Source organism: Shewanella yunxiaonensis (genome assembly GCF_018223345.1).
GTDB classification, from domain to species: Bacteria; Pseudomonadota; Gammaproteobacteria; order Enterobacterales; family Shewanellaceae; genus Shewanella; species Shewanella yunxiaonensis.
This window is the reverse complement of the sequence record NZ_CP073587.1, coordinates 1,389,491-1,409,044: the sequence shown is the minus strand read 5'-3', so window position 1 is coordinate 1,409,044 and position 19,554 is coordinate 1,389,491. Positions and strand designations below refer to the sequence as shown.

Sequence of the window (19,554 nt, the reverse complement as noted above, 5' to 3'; positions counted from 1 at the left end):
GATTATGCTCCCGCCAGCCAAACGCCGGTCTCATCAATACGAATATCCACTTTTGTTGCCTTCAGCTGTGGTTCTTCCAGACACTCACCCGTGGTGAGACGGTAATGTTGCTTGTACAGCGGTGAACAGACGTATAACTCACCGGCTAATTCACAGATCTGGCCGCGCGCCAGCAGGCTAACGCCACTGGCCGGATCACGGTTATCCAGCGCATACACGCCTTGTTGTCCCAGATTAAAAATCGCCACAGCACGCCCAGCTACCCAGGCGGCGATACCCTTCCCTACTGGCAATGCGGAGGGATCACACACTTTTTCCCAGCTCATAGGGTTTCCTCCTCAGTTGCTGGTGCTACATTGATGACGGGAATGCGTTGGCCCCGCACCCGTTGGTACTGCAAAACAGCGCACTCTGGCGCAGCCTGCGGATTGATGAACTCACTGAAGCGCGCACGTAATTCAGGGGTTTCAACACTGGTTTTCCACTCGCATTGGTAGTTGTCGACCACGGTTTGCATCTGACTTAACAGCTCATCACCGATGCCGAGCGAGTCTTCTAAAATCACTTGTTTGAGGTAATCAAGACCGCCGTCCAGGCTTTCAAGCCATACCGAAGTACGTTGCAGTTTGTCGGCGGTGCGGACATAGAACATCAACACTTTGTCGATCAGATCCACCAGCTCGGCATCGTTCAAATCACTGGCAAATAGATCTGCATGGCGCGGTTTCATGCCGCCGTTGCCGCAAATATAGAGGTTCCAGCCTTTGTCGGTGGCGATTACGCCGATATCTTTGCCCTGCGCTTCAGCGCATTCGCGGGTACAGCCGGAAACGGCCATCTTCAATTTGTGAGGTGAGCGCAAGCCCTTGTAGCGATTCTCCAGCTCAATCGCCATGCCGACTGAATTTTGTACGCCGTAGCGACACCAGGTATTGCCGACACAAGATTTCACGGTGCGCAGCGATTTACCGTAGGCGTGGCCAGTTTCAAAGCCCGCGTCAATCAGGCTTTCCCAAATTTCAGGTAAGTCAGATAGTTGTGCACCAAACAGGTCGATGCGTTGACCGCCAGTGATTTTGGTGTAGAGGTCGTAACGTTTGGCGACTTCACCGATAGCAATCAGTTTGTCGGGGGTGATTTCGCCACCGGCAATCCGCGGTACCACCGAGTAAGTACCATCTTTTTGTAGATTGCCGAGGAAGGCATCGTTGGTGTCTTGCAGTTGATCACGGCTCTCTGACAACACATGACCGTTGTAGAGCGAGGCAAAAATTGACGCAGCGGCAGGCTGACAGGTGTTACAACCCACACCGTGAACATGCGATTTACCGTATTTGGCCAGCAAGGTGGCGAAGTCTTTAATGCCTTCCACTTGGCACAGGTGGAACAGCTCCTGACGGCTGTACTCGAAGTGGCTGCACAGCGCTTTGCTCACTTCAACACCTTGCGCCGCTAAGCCTTCGTTGATCACCTTCTGCACACTGGCAGAGCAACCGCCGCAGCCAGACGCCGCTTTGGTACAACGCTTGATATCGCCAAGCGACGCCGCACCATCAGCCACGGCATTGAGAATGCTGCCACGGCTCACCTGATGGCAGGAGCAGATCAAATCGTTATTGGATTTTGGCAAGGCTGGCGCATCACCAGACAGCAACAAGGCGGCTGCGCTACCTTCAATCTTGTGGCCGCTGAGATAGAGGTTCAGCAGCGTGCCGTAATCACTGGTATCGCCCACCAGCAGCGCGCCGGTGATCACGTTACCTGCATCATTGAGCCACAGCTTTTTGTAGATGCCCGCAGGCTCATCCATCAGTTCAACAAAACGGGTGTCGTCGCTACCACGGCTGTTACCAATGGCGGCCACATCCACGCCCATCAATTTGAGCTTGGTGCTCATATCGGCACCTAAGAAGTCACCGCTGTGTTGCTCGGCGATGTCAAGGGAATGAGCGATGTGCCCCAAGGCGATTTTCGCCATTTGGTAGCCAGGCGCGACTAAGCCAAAGATACGATCTTGCCAACTGGCGCATTCGCCGATGGCGTAAACATCAGCAACAGTAGTTTGGCAGAAGTTATCGACGGCGTAACCGCCGCGAGCACCTTTCTCCAGCGCACAGGTTTCAGCCAGATTGTCGTAGGGACGAATACCGGCTGAGAATACCAACATGTCGGTGTCGAGCAGTTCACCGTCAGCAAACTTGAGGCGCAGACGCCCCGTTTCACCGTCGACAATCTCTTGCGTGACTTTGCTGGTATGGATTTCCACGCCAAGTGCGGCGATTTTGTCTTGCAACAGTGCACCTGCTTTGGCATCGAGCTGCACCGGCATCAACTGCGGGGCGAATTCCACCACATGGGTTTTCAAACCGAGCAGTTTCAGCGCATTAGCCGCTTCCAAGCCGAGCAAGCCACCACCAATGACCACGCCAGTTTTGGCATTTTTTGCAGCGGCTTCAATCGCCAGTAAGTCATCAGTAGTGCGATACACCATGCAGCCATCGCGCTCGCGGCCATTAATCGGCGGGACAAAACCGTAGGAGCCAGTCGCTAGTACCAGCTTGTCGTAGTTTTCACGACTGCCGTCAGCAAGCAGTAGCTGTTTAGCGTCACTGTCGATACCAACAACCGCTACACCAAGTTTTAAGCTCACGCCCCATTCGGCATATTGCTCAGCGGTAGTCATCGCTAAATCATCTAGTGCGGCACCATTAAAATAAGATGACAACTGCACGCGATCATACGCCACACGTTTTTCTGCGCCGATCACCAACACCTCTAGCTGTTGTTGCAGGCGTTGTTCACACAACTGTTCAACGAAGCTGTGACCAACCATCCCATTGCCGACTATGACCAGTTTTGGTTTTGTGTTTGACATGTAACCCCCGTGCTCTCGCTTGGTATTTCGAAAACTGTAAAAATAAATGGCGCCACCTCCTCAGCGGGAGAGTGGCGCCATTGCCATATTTAATTAACTGATTTTATTAATAATGCTGAAGCCCGTAGGCGCATACAGCATTAAGCTACCGCGACGTGCTGCAATAACTGTCTTGCTAATTTGTCCATGCTGATGCCACTATGCATCGATTTTTTCCGAAGCAGCTGAAAGGCTTCATCTTCGTTGTGACCCCCTTGCTTGACCAACATACGACATAACGTGCTAATCGCATGATTCGCTTGTAATTTACTGTTATTTGCGCGCGTTAACGCTGCAGCAACACTGTTGTCCTGTTGCAGCAATCGCAGCATCACCGCCAGCGTGGCATTGACTGTTGCGGCTTGCAGACTGCTATCTGCTGCCCCAGGACGCGCCACATTAGCAAAACGCGCCAATACGTCTTCATCGGTTCCTAGTTGTTGCAATTGCGCTTGTGTACCTTCAGGTGCGCACACAGGTAATACTTCGCTGGTCACTACCCCATCACGCCAAAACAACAGTTGATTCTCTATCCGCGGATTGATTTCGGCTTCACCTTGGTGCCCACGAAAAATCACCAGGTCTTGCTTATGGCAACTCGTCGCCATCGCATTGAGCACCGCCAGATAATGTTGATCTAAGCCATGATGAAAATAGCTTCTGACCCCATATTGGCAGTTGGCTGGATTAAAAAAGCGGACGGCTTGTGTCAGCAGACTGCGCAGTCCCAGTGTGCGATGCAGTTCCCTTACCCGAGGCCAGAGCGGCAGCATGCTATCAAGCGCCATATACACCACGCCTTTGCTGTCGAGCGCTTTGGCTGCGCCGTTAGCATCAATGGCCGTAGGAATGCCCACTTGCTTGACGAATGCCGCGACATGATTACGCTTTGGCGACGCTAACTCATCGCCATGCAATAGAATGCGTTGTTGTTTTTTACCCAACCGCAGCGCGGCAAACAGTAACCAAGGAAATTGTTCACGTTTACCGGCATAACACGGCCAATCCAGCGTGGCGGCGAGTTCAGGCACGTTGGCAAACACACTAAGATCCCGGAGTCCCATCGCTGCACCGGCAACTTCTGCTGCAGTTTCACCACGATGACGCATGATCATCAGCACTGCACCCAATTGCAGATCATCCATTTCGCCCTGGGTCCACAAGTGGATCATCGAACGAGCCTCATCGACCGTCAGCGTACGCGCTTTTTTCGGCCCCGATGCCACCGCATGCACCAGCTCGCGCGCAGTCATCGCAACTTCAAAGTCAACCGGCGATAGCATGACGCACACCTCCGTTATCAAACTCACTATCGATCGTATTCAATAGTTGCTGTAGCTCGCTGCCCACGGATACCACCTCACCCAAAATCATCAAGGTTGGGCCCGCACTGGTGATGGTTTTGGCAACGGATGCCATGGTGCTGATAGTGGCGTAATGCAGCTGTTGTTCATTACGGCAACCAGCACTGATAAACACCATTGGTAAGTCAGCGGCAGCCCCAGACAGCAACAAAGAAGCCGCAATTTTTTGTGCCTGATCTTTGCCCATGTAGAAGACTAAGGTGCTGCCTAAATCCAGCAATGAACGCCAATGGTGAGTAGTATCACCGGTTGCCTGATGACCTGTGACTAAGGTGACAGAACGCGAAACACCACGATGAGTCAATGGGATCGCCGCTGCGGCAGCACAACCTAATGCAGCGGTCACGCCGGCCACAAATTGCGTTTTCACCCCATGACGCGCCAGAAATAATGCTTCTTCACCACCTCGGCCAAACACGCCAGGATCGCCGCCTTTAAGACGTAGCACTTTTAATCCTCGCAGCGCTAATGACAACAATTTGTGATTGATGGCATCCTGGCTCGCAGAAACATCACCGCCGCGCTTACCCATGTCGTAACGCTCACACTCTTCTGGTAACAGTGCCAAAATCTCGCTATCAACTAATGCGTCAAACACCACCACTTCTGCACTACAGATCAGCTTAAATGCTGCCAGCGTCAGATTGCCCAAGCTGCCACACCCCGCGCCCACCAGCGCGACGTTTCCAGCAGACAATTGTGGTAATGAACTCCCGGCTAATAGCGCCTGCATTTCAGTTGCCATGACTCGCCTCCCCCGTACTTACGGCCTGTGTTTCTGACGTTTTTGGAAATTCGGCTTCCAGAATTGACAACAGCTCGCCACGACAACTGCCGCAACCAGTACCACACCCCGTCAGTTGTTGAATACCCTCCAAACGACTTGCTGGCGCAAAGCTGTGCCCGACAGTAATCACCTGTTCGCGGGTAACGCCTTTACAAACACACACCAACGGGCTGTCACCAGCTTTCACCAGTTGTTCCAATTGGGTAATGGTGTTGGCGTTGATAGAGAGACCGATCAGACGAGATACTGCTTCTTTATCGATGGCAATGCGTAACGACGATACCAAATGAATCGAGACGATTTTTCCCGCCTTGAGCTGACAATGCACATCCACTTGCTGCACTTGCCAACTGAGGCCATTGGCAAGGCCAGTGAGCTGTGTTTTGGCCACCGCGAAATGGTAACAACTGGCTTGCGGTAAGCGCTGTTCAAAACGATAGTCATATGGCAGATTATCGATGCTTTCGCCCCAGGCAATACCTTGCATCAGGTCATTTATGGGGCTCAATTTGACGCATTGCCCCTTGAATGCAGGCTGTTTGGAACAGAGATCTCGACGACTATCCAACAGCAGATTGACGCTGGCATTGGCTGTTTCGCGGCCAGTCCAGTGAATCGACATAAACAGCTGATCGGGCTGGAGATCATCATCAGCAAGCGCTTGCACAATCAACTGTTGACCATTGCTGTTGCTAATCCTGACTAATTGCCCCGCAACGATTTGCCTATCGGTTAATGTCTGCGAATGTGCGAACACACAAGGTTGTGGTTCATGGGATGTTAGCGCTGCCACATGGCCAGTACGACTGCGGGTGTGCCACTGGTCGCGACTGCGGCCAGACAACAAGATCAGGTCGTCCGAGCTGACCGCCTGAACAACCACTTTCGGCACGACAAAACTGGCACGACCATCCTCAGTAGAAAACACGCCATCGGCATAAAGGCGACGGTTATCGGTGTAGCCGTTTACCGGCCATTGTTGGGGCTGCATGGAGGCATATTCAGCCTCAGTGATGTCTGCGAAGCCACTGAGATCCAACTGCTTACCAGGAAATTCACTGACCACCTTAGCTGACAGGGCAGCAAACTCCCGAAAGATATCAGCTTCATTACGATAATGAAATCCTGGATACCCCATCGCAGTTGCTACGTCGCATACCATCTGCCAGTCGGCTCGTGCTTCACCGGCTGCGTTAAGAAATGGCCGCTGCCGCGTGATGGTGCGTTCACTATTGGTTGTGGTGCCAGATTTCTCCGACCAACCCTGTGCGGGTAGTAATAAATCAGCAAGCTTGGCGGTATCGGTATCCTGGCTGATGTCTGACACCACCACAAATGGGCATGTTTGTAATGCCTTACGTACCAGCGCGACATCCGGCATGGACGCTGCCGGATTGGTCGCCAAAATCCACACGGCTTTGATCTTGCCATCAGCCATTGCCTGAAATAGATCCACCGCGCTCAGGCCAGGTCGGGTCGCCACATTACTGGCGGGCCAGAATTCAGAAAGTAACCGATGTTCTTTTTCCGAAAAGCCCATGTGGTTTGCCAATTGCGTTGCCAATCCACCAACTTCCCGACCGCCCATTGCATTTGGTTGCCCGGTCAGCGAAAAGAAACCACAACCCGGTTTGCCAATATGCCCTTTTAGCAGATGGCAATTAATGATTGCGTTGGTGGTATCGGTACCATTCAGTGATTGATTCACGCCCATACAGCTGGCGGTGACCACTTCTTCGTTATCCCGATAAAGCGCTAATAACTGGGCAAATACTGGTTCAGAAACACCACACTGTTTCAGTACTGAACCGTCATCTTTAAGCCAGCCCGCAAGCTTTGTAAGTGCGTTATCAAGACCAGAGGTATGAGTGTTAACATATTCCTGTTTTACCGCATCGCTAACAGCAAGATGGCGGAATAACAGAGAGAATAACTGCAAATCTTTACCGGGTTTGATGGCGATGTGCAGATCTGCCTGACGCGCTGTAGCGGTACGACGCGGATCGATAACCACCAATTTGCTACCACGGCTTTCGCGCGCCCGCAAGATCCGCTGAAACAGTACTGGATGAGTCCACGCGGTATTTGCACCTACCAATACAATCACCTTGGCAACATCAAAATCCTGATAACAACCCGGCACCACATCTTCGCCAAAAGCACGCAGATGCGCGCTCACCGCAGAAGACATACAAAGCCTAGAATTGGTATCGACGTTAGCCGTTCCCCAATACCCTTTCGCCAGTTTATTTGCGACATAATAATCTTCAGTCAGCAACTGTCCGGAAAGATAAAAGGCAACTGAATCGGAACCATATTGCTGAATGGCTTCAGAGAAAGTATCCGCAATCAATTGCGTGGCGTGAAGCCAACTGATGGTCTCATCTGTGGCGGTAAGGCGTGGGTAGCGTAAAGCGTGCGGCAGCGGCAGCGTTTCCAACAAACGCTCGCCTTTCTGGCATAAGCGACCAAAGTTGGCAGTATGGTCAGCATCGCCTTTTAGCGAGTGACCGTTTGCCCCTATTTGAACCTGGATGCCGCAACCAACACCACAGTATGCACAGTTTGTCTGGATCTGTTTCACCGTTAGCCTCCCATTCAACTCACGAAAGACTAGTGCAACAGATAGGCCAAAATTTAGACAACCATGATTTATAATGAGTTTTTGAAATATAGGTTAAATTTTATCTTTAACCTTTGCGCAACAACAGGGCAAAAAAGTATTCCTCTGAACAAGAATGGTGCAATTTTTCCTTATAAATCATATACCTATAAAGAGGTATATATGGGTTTTCATACCTCTATATAGGTATATTTTATCGATGTAAAATTGAATTTCTATGGTGAAAATAGCGGGTTCACTCACCCAAACGCTCTAGACAACACCGACTCGCTCATCGGGCGTTTACATTGGAGCATTTAAACCCTGAGTGAAATTAATCATTGTGGCTGTCGAATTCACAAAAAAAATGCCGACGTTATGTCGGCATTTTTAAGTAATGGGAAGTAACTGTTATAGAGTTACTTATTTACCCAGAATTTTTTCAGCAGTACGACCATCATCGTGGCAGCCTTCACAAGTTGGGCGCTGACCTACGACTTCATCATGTACTTTGTGGCAATCGTTACACTGCAGTTTGCCATCGTGTGGCTTGTGCACAGCGTCCATATCAGCCAGCGGACCGTGACAGCTCTGGCACTGCTGGAACTCGTATACACCATCAGAAGATGGCGCACCATCTTTATGGCAAGTCTCACAACCACCGCCCATATCGGCGTGGAACTCATTGATCTTCTGATCTGCGGCAAATGCAGCAGGAGACATTGCCAGAGCAGCCAGACTTGCACCAAACAATGCACTTAACAGTTTCTTGCTCATAATCATATCCTCGAGTTTTGACAGCTACTGGGAATTCTTATGTCAGGGTTGACCCCCATCCAGCCGCCAGTAAATAGCACGACTTCAAATTAACTTAGCCAAGCTTTAGGTACTAAGCAAACTAAATTTAAGTCGGCGTTACTTTAACAACAACGGATTAAACAAAATGTGCGCTAAATCAAGTTAACTGCGAACTTGGATGGACTTTTACAAAAATTTTACTTGATAAAACAGTCAGTAATACATTTGACAGCAAACGCTTAATTAAAACTGAAGAAGGCCTAAAAAGACCTTCTTCATGCATGATTTTGTTTCAATTACGCAGCGCTACGTAATGCTTCGATACGCTTCTCTAACGGTGGATGGCTCATAAACAGTTCAGCCATTGAACGCTTACCATTGATGCCAAAGGCGGAGATGGTAGCAGGCATATCACCTACAGCAGGCCCCTGACGCAACCGTTCCAGCGCCGCAATCATCTTGTTACCACCGACCAATTTTGCAGAGCCGGCATCAGCACGAAATTCTCTTACACGAGAGAAGTATGCAACGATAAGCGATGCCAAGATACCAAACAGCATTTCCATCACAAATACCACCCCCATGTACGCAAAGGTGCCAAGACCTTCACCCTCTTCGTCATTATTAGCCACGACATTGCTGACGATACCTGCCACCACCCGCGCGGCAAAGATCACGAAGGTGTTCACCACACCTTGGATGAGGGTTAACGTTACCATGTCACCATTAGCAACGTGACTCATTTCGTGCGCCAGCACCGCCTCAACTTCATCAGCATTCATGCCGTACAATAAACCGGTACTCACCGCGACCAATGAGTTGTCTTTACTCGGTCCGGTAGCAAATGCATTCATCTCTGGTGACTGATAAATTGCCACCTCTGGCATTTTCAGTCCGAGTTGCTGAGCCTGACGCGCAACAGTTTCCACTAACCATCTTTCAGTATTATCACGAGGATTAGTGATAACCTCACACCCCATAGCTTGTTTAGCCATCCATTTAGAAATAGCCAAACTGATAAAGGCACCGCCAAAACCAAATATTGCGGCAAATACCAAAAGCCCTTCCATCGAACGGCTGTTAACACCTAACAACGACATCACAATGGAAGCTACCGCTAAAATAGCTAAGTTTGTCGCTATCAACAGAATCACACGCTTCATATCAGCTCCTGTGCATGAAATCCGCTACATTATCATTTGATACAGACATAATATGTCCAAAATACTGCTTTTCAAGAGAACGTCAGATTAATTTATGTTTATTTAAGCGTAAGTCCGCGGCCTTATTGCAGAATGGCTGCAGTCTAGAAACCACTGATTAAACCAAACTTAATAGAACATGAGCATTCACTGAAGTGATAGCGGCAAGCCGTTGTTGCTGTGTAATGCTTTTTGCTAAGATGGACAGATCAATTGACCAGTCAGGACGACTGTATGGCATTTAATGCATTATTACTGAGTAGTTCCAGAGTTGGCAACACTCCCTACCTAGCACACGCCCTAAGTTATATTGAGCCGCTTACTGTATCTGCACGCAAGTGGATCTTTATCCCCTATGCGGGTGTCAGCATGACTTATGACACCTATCTGGAAGCCGTAGTCAATGGGCTGGCTCCACTAAAATTAGATATATCGTCAATTCACCAATATGGCGATCCTAAGCAGGCAATACGTGATGCTGACGGTATTCTGGTGGGCGGTGGTAACACCTTCCATTTACTGCATGAGTTATATCGTTACGATTTGCTGCATCTTATCCGAGAACAAACTGCAGCGGGTAAACCGTACATTGGCTGGAGTGCCGGTTCAAATATCGCGGGGCTGAGCATTCGAACCACCAATGACATGCCGATTATTGAACCGCCGTCATTTACTGCGCTTGGATTGGTACCATTCCAAATCAACCCACATTACAGCAATGTGACCTTACCTGGTCATAATGGCGAATCCAGAGCGCAACGGATCCTGGAATTCACTTGTGTTGATCCACAAACACCGGTACTGGGAATTCAGGAAGGTTCCGCATTAAGGCTACAAGACGATAAGCTATCGCTGCTAGGCGATAAAGACGCGTATTTATTCAGTGGTGTGGAGCAGGAAATACCGGTACCCATCGGCAGCGATCTGTCACATATGCTACATTCTGCTATTTGATGAATCTGCATTTAAAGAGCCACCTGATACGATGGCTTTTTAAATGAGATCAATTAACGCTGCTGCATTAATGGCGTTAAGTCTAAATAACTCGCCATGTCCTCAACCGATGGCTCTGTCAGATGCGGTATAACGCCGAGACACGGTGACTGCATCATTTGTTTGAGGCTTGCCAAATTTTCTTCAAATCTTGCCATATCAGCCTGAGCCCGATTTGCCACCCAACCGGCGACTTGTAGGCCATCAGCGCGCACCAATTCCTCCGTCATCACAGCGTGATTCAAGCAGCCGAGTTTCATTCCCACGACGATGATCACTGGCATCGCCAACGCTACCACGGTTTCAGACAGGTAACGGTTATCACCAAGGGGCAGTCGCCAACCACCGGCACCTTCCACCAAACAAAAATCCGCCATGGCATACTGGGTCAGATCTAGCTGCGCAAATACTTCCTCCGGGCTTAAATCTACCCCGATATCGGCAGCAGCAATATGCGGCGCAATGGCTGGTTCAAAAGTGAAGGGATTAATTTTGTTGTAGTCCAGCTTCAGCGTCGACTCGGCGATGAGCATCCGCGCATCAGCATTACGCAAACCGTCGGCGGTGCGCTCGCACCCGGAAGCGATAGGTTTTACACCCACGGTTTTCATGCGGTATGAAGTGCGTGCTTTATGCAGCATTGCCGCAGCTACGTGAGTCTTGCCACTGTCGGTATCAGTACCTGTGACAAAAAAAATCATGATGTTTTCCCTAAAAATACCGCCCTTATTCAGTTGCAAGCGGTGATCAATACAATGTTATACGTTAGCGGTATTCCCCTCGCCATTCTCAGTGATTCAGCCGTTTGTTGTAATTGTTGCCAGCGTTGACGACCACGCAATCCGCGATGTGTCGCTATCATCGACGCGCCAACGCCTTTTAAGGAATACAGTAAGCTTCTGAGATCATCGAAGTAGCAAGTTAATTCCTGTTGTTCAACGTGCAGAGTCTGCCAATCCACCGAACTAAACTGATGTGATATTTCACCAACGACAGCAAATTTTTTGCGCGACAGACCTAACATAGAAAGTTGCGGCAAACTGTTGCCTGCGACCAGAGACAATCGCGCTTTAGCGCCGGTACGCAAAACCCGCTTAAGTTCACGCGCGACAGCCCCAAGATCCTCGCACCATTGTAAAGCCAGATTAGAATAAACTGCATCAAACATTCTGTTTTTAAATGGTAAATTCTGAGCGTCAGCACATATTGGCGAATAGGTTGGGAAATCAATCCTTAGCTGTTTTAGCATCGCGGGTGCGATATCTAAGGCTGTAACACGCTCGGGTTGAAATGAAGAAAATGCAGTGCCGGGTCCGCAGCCAAGATCTAACCAATGCCCCCCCTGACAAGCCATACCATCCAACAACATACGAGCAGTCATGCGCTGCACGGTATCGTGTTCACCGTAGATAGAGGCCGCGCGGGAAAACCTTGCCGCCACTTGCATTATTTCAGCATTCATCACAACATTCCGCGATTGCCTTGGCCAGATCGATGAGTTGCTGTGGCTGATGGGCAGCGCTTAGCGTCAGCCGCAAACGCCCCTGGCCATGCGGCACGGTTGGAGGCCGAATAGCACCGACCAGAAAACCACGTTGCTGTAATTTGTTGGCCACCAGCATAACTCTGGCACTATCGCCCAGTACTAACGGCTGAATGGCACTGCGCGATGCCATCAGCGTAATATTCCTGCGTTGACATTCGTCATGAAATAACTGGATATTTTCGTTGAGCCGCTGCTGCAAGTGACCATCTAACGCCAATGCCAATGCTTGAGAAACTCCGGCACAGGCGGCCGGAGCCAGCGCAGTCGAATAGATATACTCGCGTGCATTAGCCACCAAATAGTCAATGAGGGTCTGCGAGCCGAGAATGGCGGCGCCCTGTCCCCCCAAAGCTTTTCCAAAGGTCACTAATCGAGCAAATGGTTTAACCGATAAAGAGTCACTTAATAAGAAGCCATGAGCATCGTCTATGATGAGCGGACTTTGATAACGTTGGCATAATTCAGCTAACGCTCCCATCGGAGCTTCATCACCGTCCATGCTGAAAATTGATTCAGTGACTAACGCGCTGCCTGGCGCTTTAGCCAGTTGTCGCTCTGCTGCGTCGATATCATTGTGAGGGAAGCGCTTAAGGGTGACTTGATGATCCCGTAACGCATCGATCATGGATGCATGGATCAATTTGTCGGCAACAACAGTATCTTCTGCGGCAAACAGCGTTTTCAGCAACGCAGCATTACCCGCAAAACCACTTGAGAGCAGTAACGCTGCCTCAGCACCAGATGCCGCACAGAGTTGCTGCTCCAGCATCGCATGAGCCTCGCTATAGCCACTGACTAACGGTGAGGCAGTACTGCCTGCACCATATGTTGCTAATGCGGCGGTTTGCGCTGCAATCACCTGTGGGTGCGAGGCCAAACCAAGATAGTCATTCCCAGCAAAATCGACCAGCGGCTTACCATTGCGCACTAATAACCGTGGAGACCCCGCGATGGGCGTGGTCATTTGACGGTCACGCCATAAACCAGCGTCTTGCAATTGTTGCTTACGAGTTTCAATACGTTGTAACAGCGTCATAGCAGTACCCAGAATTACAGCGCTCCGGCATCATAGAACTGGCCACTGACTTTATCTGCAACCGCTTTGGCATGATTTACCGCATGTTTCAGTTCTGTGCCTTCATCTTCCACCATCGCGGCTTGTCCCTGCTCGGGTTTTACCCCAAGACGACGAAAGAGGTTCATATCATCGTTTTCCTCGGGATTAGTAGTTGTTAACAATTTACAGCCGTAAAAAATGGAATTAGCGCCAGCGAAGAAACACATTGCCTGCAGTTCGTCGGTCATTTTTTCCCGTCCAGCCGATAACCGAACTCGTGACAATGGCATCATGATGCGTGCGACGGCAATGGTTCTGACGAACTCAAGTGGGTCCAGATCCTGTTGTTGTGCCAACGGCGTACCAGTAACTTTCACCAGCATGTTAATCGGTACAGAATCTGGATGTTTTGGCATATTGGCCAACTGCTGCAGCAAGCCGGCGCGATCGGTGACCGTTTCACCCATGCCGACAATGCCGCCTGAACACACTTTCATGCCAGCAGCGCGAACACGTTCCAGCGTGTCTAATCGATCCTGGTAGGTGCGAGTGGTGATGATATCGCCATAAAATTCCGGCGATGTATCGAGATTGTGATTGTAATAATCCAATCCGGCGTCAGCCAGTTCTTGCGCCTGCTGAGCATCTAGCATTCCCAGTGTCATGCAGGTCTCCAATCCCAGCGCTTTTACTTCTTTCACGATTTGTGTCAGATATGGCATGTCACGCTGTTTAGGATTGCGCCATGCGGCGCCCATACAGAAACGTGTAGCTCCCGCGGCTTTGGCACTGCGAGCTTCAGTGACAACCTTTTCCAGTTCTAGCAGACGTTCCTGCTCCAGCCCGGTGTCATAACGCGCACTTTGTGGACAATATTTACAGTCCTCAGGACACGCGCCGGTTTTGATAGACAACAGCCGACTTACCTGGATCTCATTTGGATTAAAATGTTGCCGGTGCAGTGTATGTGCCTGAAACAATAAATCATTCATTGGCAAAGCAAAAAGTGCTTCGATTTCTTCACGCTGCCAATCATGGCGTAATTGCATCTGCGACATAAACACGGGTTCCTATTGAATACTCATACCAATAGCCAAGGCGACTTGAAGGCCTTACTAAATTTGGCTAGCATACCCGTGCGCCGACGTTAGTCAACGCCATTTATTTTAACAGGTTTACATCTGGTTATAATATGAACAATATTGATTATGCATTTGATCGGCAACATCTGTGGCACCCATACAGTTCCATGTCTCACCCAGCACCGGTGTTTGGTATTGCTTCGGCATCAGGCGCAACGTTGGTTCAGGAAAACGGCAAGCAGTTGATTGATGGCACCAGCTCCTGGTGGGCTTGCATCCATGGTTATCAGCATCCCGTTATCGTCGATGCCATGCAACAGCAGTTACAACGACTGAGTCACGTGATGTTTGGCGGTATCACTCATGAGAGTGCCATTGAACTTAGTCGGCAATTATTAGCATTATTGCCCCGGTCATTGACGAAAGTGTTCCTGGCCGATTCCGGCTCGATCGCGGTGGAAGTCGCGCTGAAAATGGCATTGCAATATTGGCAAGGTCGTAACGTTCCGAAAAAGCAAAAAATTCTCACCATTCGTCATGGTTATCATGGTGATACGTTTGCAGCAATGAGTGTATGTGACCCCGAGGAAGGCATGCACACCATGTTTGGTGACAATGTCACACCGCAATTATTTGCCCCGGCCCCTAAAAGCCGCTTTGGTGAACCGTTATGCCAGTCTGATATTGATGGTTTACAACAAGTGCTGGAACAACATCATCAGCAAATTGCCGCGCTTATCCTGGAACCGGTAATGCAGGGCGCTGGCGCGATGTGGTTTTACAGTGCTGACTATCTTAAACTGGCACGACAACTGTGTAATAAGTACCAGGTATTATTAATTGCGGATGAGATTGCCACCGGATTTGGTCGTACCGGAGCGCTATTTGCCTGTGATCATGCGGGCATTTCCCCTGACATTATGTGTGTTGGCAAAGCCCTCACCGGCGGTTACATCAGCTTGGCTGCTACAGTGTGCAATGATGAAGTCGCTGCGGGTATTAACCAATCGCCCGCAGGCGTCTTTATGCATGGTCCAACATTTATGGCCAACCCACTCGCCTGTAGTGCGGCGCGCGCCAGTCTGTCACTGATGGCGTCTGGGAAATGGCACCAGCAAGTCAGGACGATTGAGGCCCAGATGCGCCAGGAATTAGCTGCGGCGCATTCATTACCCACCGTGAAAGATGTTCGCGTTTTAGGCGCGGTGGGCGTACTTGAGCTGCATGAGACCGTGAATACTGGCGTGCTGCAAGCAGAGTTTGTTAAACGTGGGGTGTGGGTGCGTCCATTTAGTCGGTTTATCTACATTATGCCACCATACATCATCGCAGCTGAGCAACTTAGTCAACTGACTCAGGCAATGATTGAAGTTGCAACATTACTTCCGCAAATACAGCAACATTCCCACCAGCAAACACTCAGCCATGGGTGACTACTCACCGCCCTTAATCGGGCGATGCTTCTTATTTCGTTAGCCGTTGCTCGATAGTATCGAGACTTACGCAGCTTCCATAAGCAAAAACGACCGTCCAGCCGCTTTTAATTCCAGAATCCCTTTATCACGGATATTAAGAGCGGCATTTAAGTCCCGATCTATATCCGGTGTTCCGCAGTTAGGGCAATCCCACTGACGAACTGATAATGGCATTTCTTCCATTTTATGACCGCAGCAATGGCAAGTTTTAGAGCTGGCATACCACTGATCTATTTTTATCAGGTGCTTGCCTTGCTCCTTTGCCTTATATTCCAGCTTATTAATAAAACTGTTCCAGCTTGCATCAGCAATATGCTTTGCCAATTTGCGGTTTTTCATCATATTGGCTGATTTCAGAGTCTCTACGATTATTGCTTGGTTTTCGTCAACAAGGGTTCGACTGAGTTTATGTTGAAAATCAGCGCGAGCGTTCGCTACTTTTTCATGGCACTTGGCAACCAGCAAACGGGCTTTAGCCCTGTTTGCACTGCCTTTTTCCTTTCTTGATAACTGGCGTTGTTTGCGTCTGAGATTCTGTTCAGCAAGTTTTACAAATCGAGGTTTCGCAGTCTTTCTGCCATTGGATTGAATTGCAAAATGAGATAAGCCTAGATCGATACCTGTAACCTTACTCACCGAATGTATAAGGCTAGGCATTTCTATTCCATCATCAACAAGAATAGAGGCGTAGAACTTGCCTACTTTGCTTAGACTGACAGTAATGCTCTTTACTTGCCCGATAATCTCTCGGTGGATATTTGCCTTTACTGGCTGCATCTTTGGCAGCTTAATCGCGGTATCCAACACTTTAACACCGACACAGTGATAACTTGATTGCTTGCCGTGTCTGCGTTTGAACTGCGGATATTTTGCTTTTAGCTTCGGGTTAAAGAAATTGTCGAAAGCGGTATGCAGATTAATGACCGATTGCTGCAACGCAATGGAATCGAACTGCTTGAGCCATTGATATTTTCGTGATTTTTTCGCCGCAGCAAGCAATGGCTTTAAGTCCTTTTTAGGGCTTAAAGATACACCATGCTTGCGGTACATGTGAGACTTAATATGCAGGGCTTTGTTATACGCAAAACGCACAGCACCAAACTGAGCGATTAAAAACTCAGCTTGCTCTGATGTTGGTTGACGACTCCCCCACCTCGCTTCGCGCCGACTTAAGTCGGGAAGGAAGGGGATTCTTAATTAGGCCACAAAATCTAGCACTACCGAGGGATTAACCTCTACTGCATCAGCAGTTAGCGCCGGATTGAGGGTAGTATTAAGCAACGTGCCGACCGTCAGTCGGACTACTACGTTCTGTCGCAACGCGACGGGTCGTAGATACTTCAACGCATCAGGCGGAATGAAGGTATTTTCCAACATTCTGCCATTATGGTGATATTTGTTCAGTTGGTTGGTGGCACCAACATTGTCTCGAACCCCAATATAGCCGCAGTGACGGCAATAATAGGTTCGACCTGTGGGTTTGTGGCATTTGCCGCACACAGGGCAAAATTGGGAACTGAAAGCTTCATTCTGCATCTTCAGCGTGACGCCTTTAAGCCGACCTTTGTACGCAAGGTAGTTGTAGAGTTGGCCCAGTGGATTGCCGCTGTTCATCTGATTGGTACGGCGAGAGCCTTTCTTCTTTTGTCTCGCGCCGCAAGACATCTCTGTGATGTCACCAACAACCAGTGTTCCCGCTTCACGCTCAACGCAAAAATCAATCATCCGGTTGGCCGTGTGGTGCAGCAGGTTATGCACCCGTTGGCGGTATTTTGCCAACATTCTGGCTTTGGCTATCCGCAACTTGCGATTACGCCGTGAGCCTTTCTTGGTTTTGGATAGCAACTCTGAATAAATAGCCAGTTTGCGATTTTTACCTTGTATCAGCGACCGAAGTCCCCGACCAACAATACCAAGCGATTTCACACCATCGGTCATGACCGTGGTGTGAATAACGCCCATATCGCCAGCAACCACGTTTAACCCTGCTGATAATGGTTCAACTACTTCGTTGCTGAGTGTTATACGTAGCTCACGGAATCCCAGTTCGGCCGCCACAATCTTTCCCATTGGCAGATTCGTCGGCAGTTTCACCTGTAGTTTCTGGCCGGTTTTACCATTTGAGAGGCTTAAGCGATTGCCCTGGCGCTTAATGGCACTGACTTTCCACATCACCACCTGGAATTTCTTCTTGTCACGCCACGGATAGCGAGCCTTCTTGTCACCGGATTTACGTTTGGCTCGGGTTGAGTCGATGTTGGCAATGAACTTGCCAATGAGGGCTTGTATCGTTTGGCTATGGAGGCTGAAGCGGTTTTTGAAGTGTTTTTCTAGCTGACCTTGTGTAGGCCATGACAATTGTTTGCGACGGCAGTATTTGTGGAGTTTAACAAGACGTCGCCACAAAGCTCCTGCTTCCAATCGGAGCAGGGTTTGTGCGGCAGTGGGCGCACCAATGTTGATTTTGATAACCCGAACGTCTTTCATTTAAAAGTCTATAATACTGTACATAAATACAGTATTTCACCACTAATCCAAAAACACAAGCATCCGATGTTCCATCAGAGCGCTATTCATCCTCCACCTGAAGTAAGAGGCTTTTCGCGCATCTTGGTAAATGCGTACTTTCGTTGCTCTTAACATAAACTCAACACTGGATAGATATACAGATATCATACCGAAGAAAGGATTTTTCTCAAGCCGTTCTCACTGCTTGAGAAGCGCCTTATATCCCCGCCCGCATTGGCCGAGGGTTTACGGCGCAATTGCTAACATCCGTGACGGAATAAACTGGCGACCTCGGTCACCAGTTTATTTTTCTAACCACTAGGTCTTAGAAAACAAACTTCCTTTCAAGATCTTATCTACAACTCCCGGCACTATTTCGCTGGCTTTTCCTTGATAATGCAGGTGAAACAAACTGTGAGGTTCTTTAGCGGTAATATTCACTTCTGCCGTTAAGGCACCATGGTGATTAGCAATATCGACAAAGCCTGCAGCAGGATAAACCGTGCCCGATGTTCCAATAGCAATGAACAAATCGCAAAGCTCTAACTCGTCATGAATGCGATCCATACTGATAGGGATTTCACCGAACCAGACAATGTGAGGCCTTAGACGTTGCGCAGGAATACAGCATGTACAACAATTCTCTGGGCCAAACGGTTCATCCAAGGTAAAAATCTGTCCCGAACGGGGACAACGGCCTTTTCCCAGCTCGCCATGCATATGCAACAATTTACGGTTACCAGCACGTTCATGTAAGTTATCCACGTTCTGCGTCACCAGCAACAACTTACCAGGAAACTCCTGCTCAAGTCTGGCTAACGCTTCATGTGCGGCATTTGGCTTTACCGCGGCGTCATTCAATTGTTCCCAACGATGATTGTAAAACTGCTCAACTAATTCAGGATCTCGCTGGTAACCTTCTGGTGTTGCCACATCCTCTATGCGATGTTCCTCCCATAAGCCATCCTGATCGCGAAAAGTCTTCAGGCCGGACTCTGCAGAAATGCCGGCACCAGTAAGTACAACAATGTGATGGTACATCCCCTACCCCTGTTGTTTTTTTGTCATCTTGCATGTTGCCCCATACAGGAACAATTGTGCCTTGGTATAACCACACCAGAATTAATGGTAAAAACCAGCTTTTACCACAAGGAACGATAAATGGGTAACAGATGCTCGCAAAAACGCCAACAAAGGTTTAAGTTTTTGAATAAGCCCCATATAAT

Annotated in this window: 16 protein-coding genes; 2 read left to right on the top strand and 14 right to left on the bottom strand. The window is 49.2% G+C overall.

The genetic code is table 11. The features are described 5' to 3' along the window. Nucleotides 1-2: 2 nt before the first annotated feature. The 7 genes from nirD to htpX all read right to left on the bottom strand — a co-directional run bounded on the left by nirD (nt 3) and on the right by htpX (nt 9,628). Nucleotides 3-326, bottom strand: coding sequence for a nitrite reductase small subunit NirD (gene nirD, locus KDN34_RS06565; RefSeq protein WP_212596092.1), 324 nt, complete (start codon nt 324-326; stop codon nt 3-5). After that, on the bottom strand, nt 323-2,875 hold the full coding sequence (nirB, locus tag KDN34_RS06560) for a nitrite reductase large subunit NirB (RefSeq protein ID WP_212596091.1): 2,553 nt from the start codon (nt 2,873-2,875) through the stop codon (nt 323-325). Before nirB ends, nirD begins: the two co-directional genes overlap by 4 nt. A gap of 140 nt (nt 2,876-3,015) precedes the next feature. Continuing rightward, nucleotides 3,016-4,197, bottom strand: coding sequence for an ANTAR domain-containing protein (locus KDN34_RS06555; protein ID WP_212596090.1), 1,182 nt, complete (start codon nt 4,195-4,197; stop codon nt 3,016-3,018). Further along, nucleotides 4,181-5,023 carry a uroporphyrinogen-III C-methyltransferase gene (gene cobA / locus KDN34_RS06550; RefSeq protein WP_212596089.1) on the bottom strand — a complete coding sequence of 281 codons (843 nt, stop codon included), beginning with the start codon at nt 5,021-5,023 and terminating at the stop codon, nt 4,181-4,183. Before cobA ends, KDN34_RS06555 begins: the two co-directional genes overlap by 17 nt. Next, nucleotides 5,013-7,649, bottom strand: a complete 2,637-nt coding sequence (locus KDN34_RS06545) for a nitrate reductase (protein WP_212596088.1) — start codon at nt 7,647-7,649, stop codon at nt 5,013-5,015. The genes cobA and KDN34_RS06545 overlap by 11 nt, the downstream gene beginning before the upstream one ends. A 441-nt stretch (nt 7,650-8,090) precedes the next feature. Beyond that, entirely contained in the window at nt 8,091-8,444 is a 354-nt protein-coding gene (locus tag KDN34_RS06540) for a cytochrome c3 family protein (protein ID WP_212596087.1), read from the bottom strand. A 317-nt stretch (nt 8,445-8,761) separates the two neighbouring features. After that, nucleotides 8,762-9,628: a protease HtpX gene (gene htpX, locus KDN34_RS06535; RefSeq protein WP_212596086.1), complete on the bottom strand. Its 867-nt coding sequence runs from the start codon at nt 9,626-9,628 to the stop codon at nt 8,762-8,764. 273 nt (nt 9,629-9,901) lie between these two features. On the opposite strand from htpX, the gene pepE reads away from it, so the two are divergent. Next, the gene (gene pepE, locus KDN34_RS06530) at nt 9,902-10,621 is read left to right on the top strand and encodes a dipeptidase PepE (protein WP_212596085.1); all 720 of its coding nucleotides are present in this window, start codon (nt 9,902-9,904) and stop codon (nt 10,619-10,621) included. A gap of 53 nt (nt 10,622-10,674) precedes the next feature. Here pepE and bioD read toward each other — a convergent pair whose 3' ends face one another. Genes bioD through bioB form a run of 4 tightly spaced genes read right to left on the bottom strand, consistent with a single transcriptional unit; the run spans nt 10,675 to nt 14,321 of the window. Then, complete coding sequence (gene bioD / locus KDN34_RS06525; RefSeq protein WP_212596550.1) at nt 10,675-11,358, bottom strand: dethiobiotin synthase; 684 nt, start codon at nt 11,356-11,358, stop codon at nt 10,675-10,677. 32 nt (nt 11,359-11,390) lie between these two features. Continuing rightward, nucleotides 11,391-12,122 (bottom strand): methyltransferase domain-containing protein, encoded by a 732-nt coding sequence (locus tag KDN34_RS06520; RefSeq protein WP_212596084.1) that lies wholly within the window; start codon nt 12,120-12,122, stop codon nt 11,391-11,393. After that, nucleotides 12,112-13,242, bottom strand: coding sequence for an aminotransferase class I/II-fold pyridoxal phosphate-dependent enzyme (locus tag KDN34_RS06515; protein WP_212596083.1), 1,131 nt, complete (start codon nt 13,240-13,242; stop codon nt 12,112-12,114). Before KDN34_RS06515 ends, KDN34_RS06520 begins: the two co-directional genes overlap by 11 nt. A 14-nt stretch (nt 13,243-13,256) precedes the next feature. Continuing rightward, the gene (bioB, locus tag KDN34_RS06510; protein ID WP_212596082.1) at nt 13,257-14,321 is read right to left on the bottom strand and encodes a biotin synthase BioB; all 1,065 of its coding nucleotides are present in this window, start codon (nt 14,319-14,321) and stop codon (nt 13,257-13,259) included. A gap of 134 nt (nt 14,322-14,455) precedes the next feature. Here bioB and bioA point away from each other — a divergent pair, with 134 nt between their 5' ends. Next, nucleotides 14,456-15,778 (top strand): adenosylmethionine--8-amino-7-oxononanoate transaminase, encoded by a 1,323-nt coding sequence (gene bioA, locus KDN34_RS06505; RefSeq protein WP_212596081.1) that lies wholly within the window; start codon nt 14,456-14,458, stop codon nt 15,776-15,778. A gap of 66 nt (nt 15,779-15,844) precedes the next feature. Here bioA and KDN34_RS17440 read toward each other — a convergent pair whose 3' ends face one another. The 3 genes from KDN34_RS17440 to cobB form a co-directional block, all read right to left on the bottom strand. After that, nucleotides 15,845-17,011 (bottom strand): transposase, encoded by a 1,167-nt coding sequence (locus tag KDN34_RS17440; protein WP_228730474.1) that lies wholly within the window; start codon nt 17,009-17,011, stop codon nt 15,845-15,847. A gap of 6 nt (nt 17,012-17,017) precedes the next feature. Continuing rightward, entirely contained in the window at nt 17,018-18,307 is a 1,290-nt protein-coding gene (locus tag KDN34_RS06495; protein ID WP_212596080.1) for an RNA-guided endonuclease InsQ/TnpB family protein, read from the bottom strand. A 339-nt stretch (nt 18,308-18,646) separates the two neighbouring features. Next, nucleotides 18,647-19,369, bottom strand: a complete 723-nt coding sequence (gene cobB / locus KDN34_RS06490) for a Sir2 family NAD+-dependent deacetylase (RefSeq protein WP_212596079.1) — start codon at nt 19,367-19,369, stop codon at nt 18,647-18,649. Between the last annotated feature and the right edge of the window lie 185 nt (nt 19,370-19,554).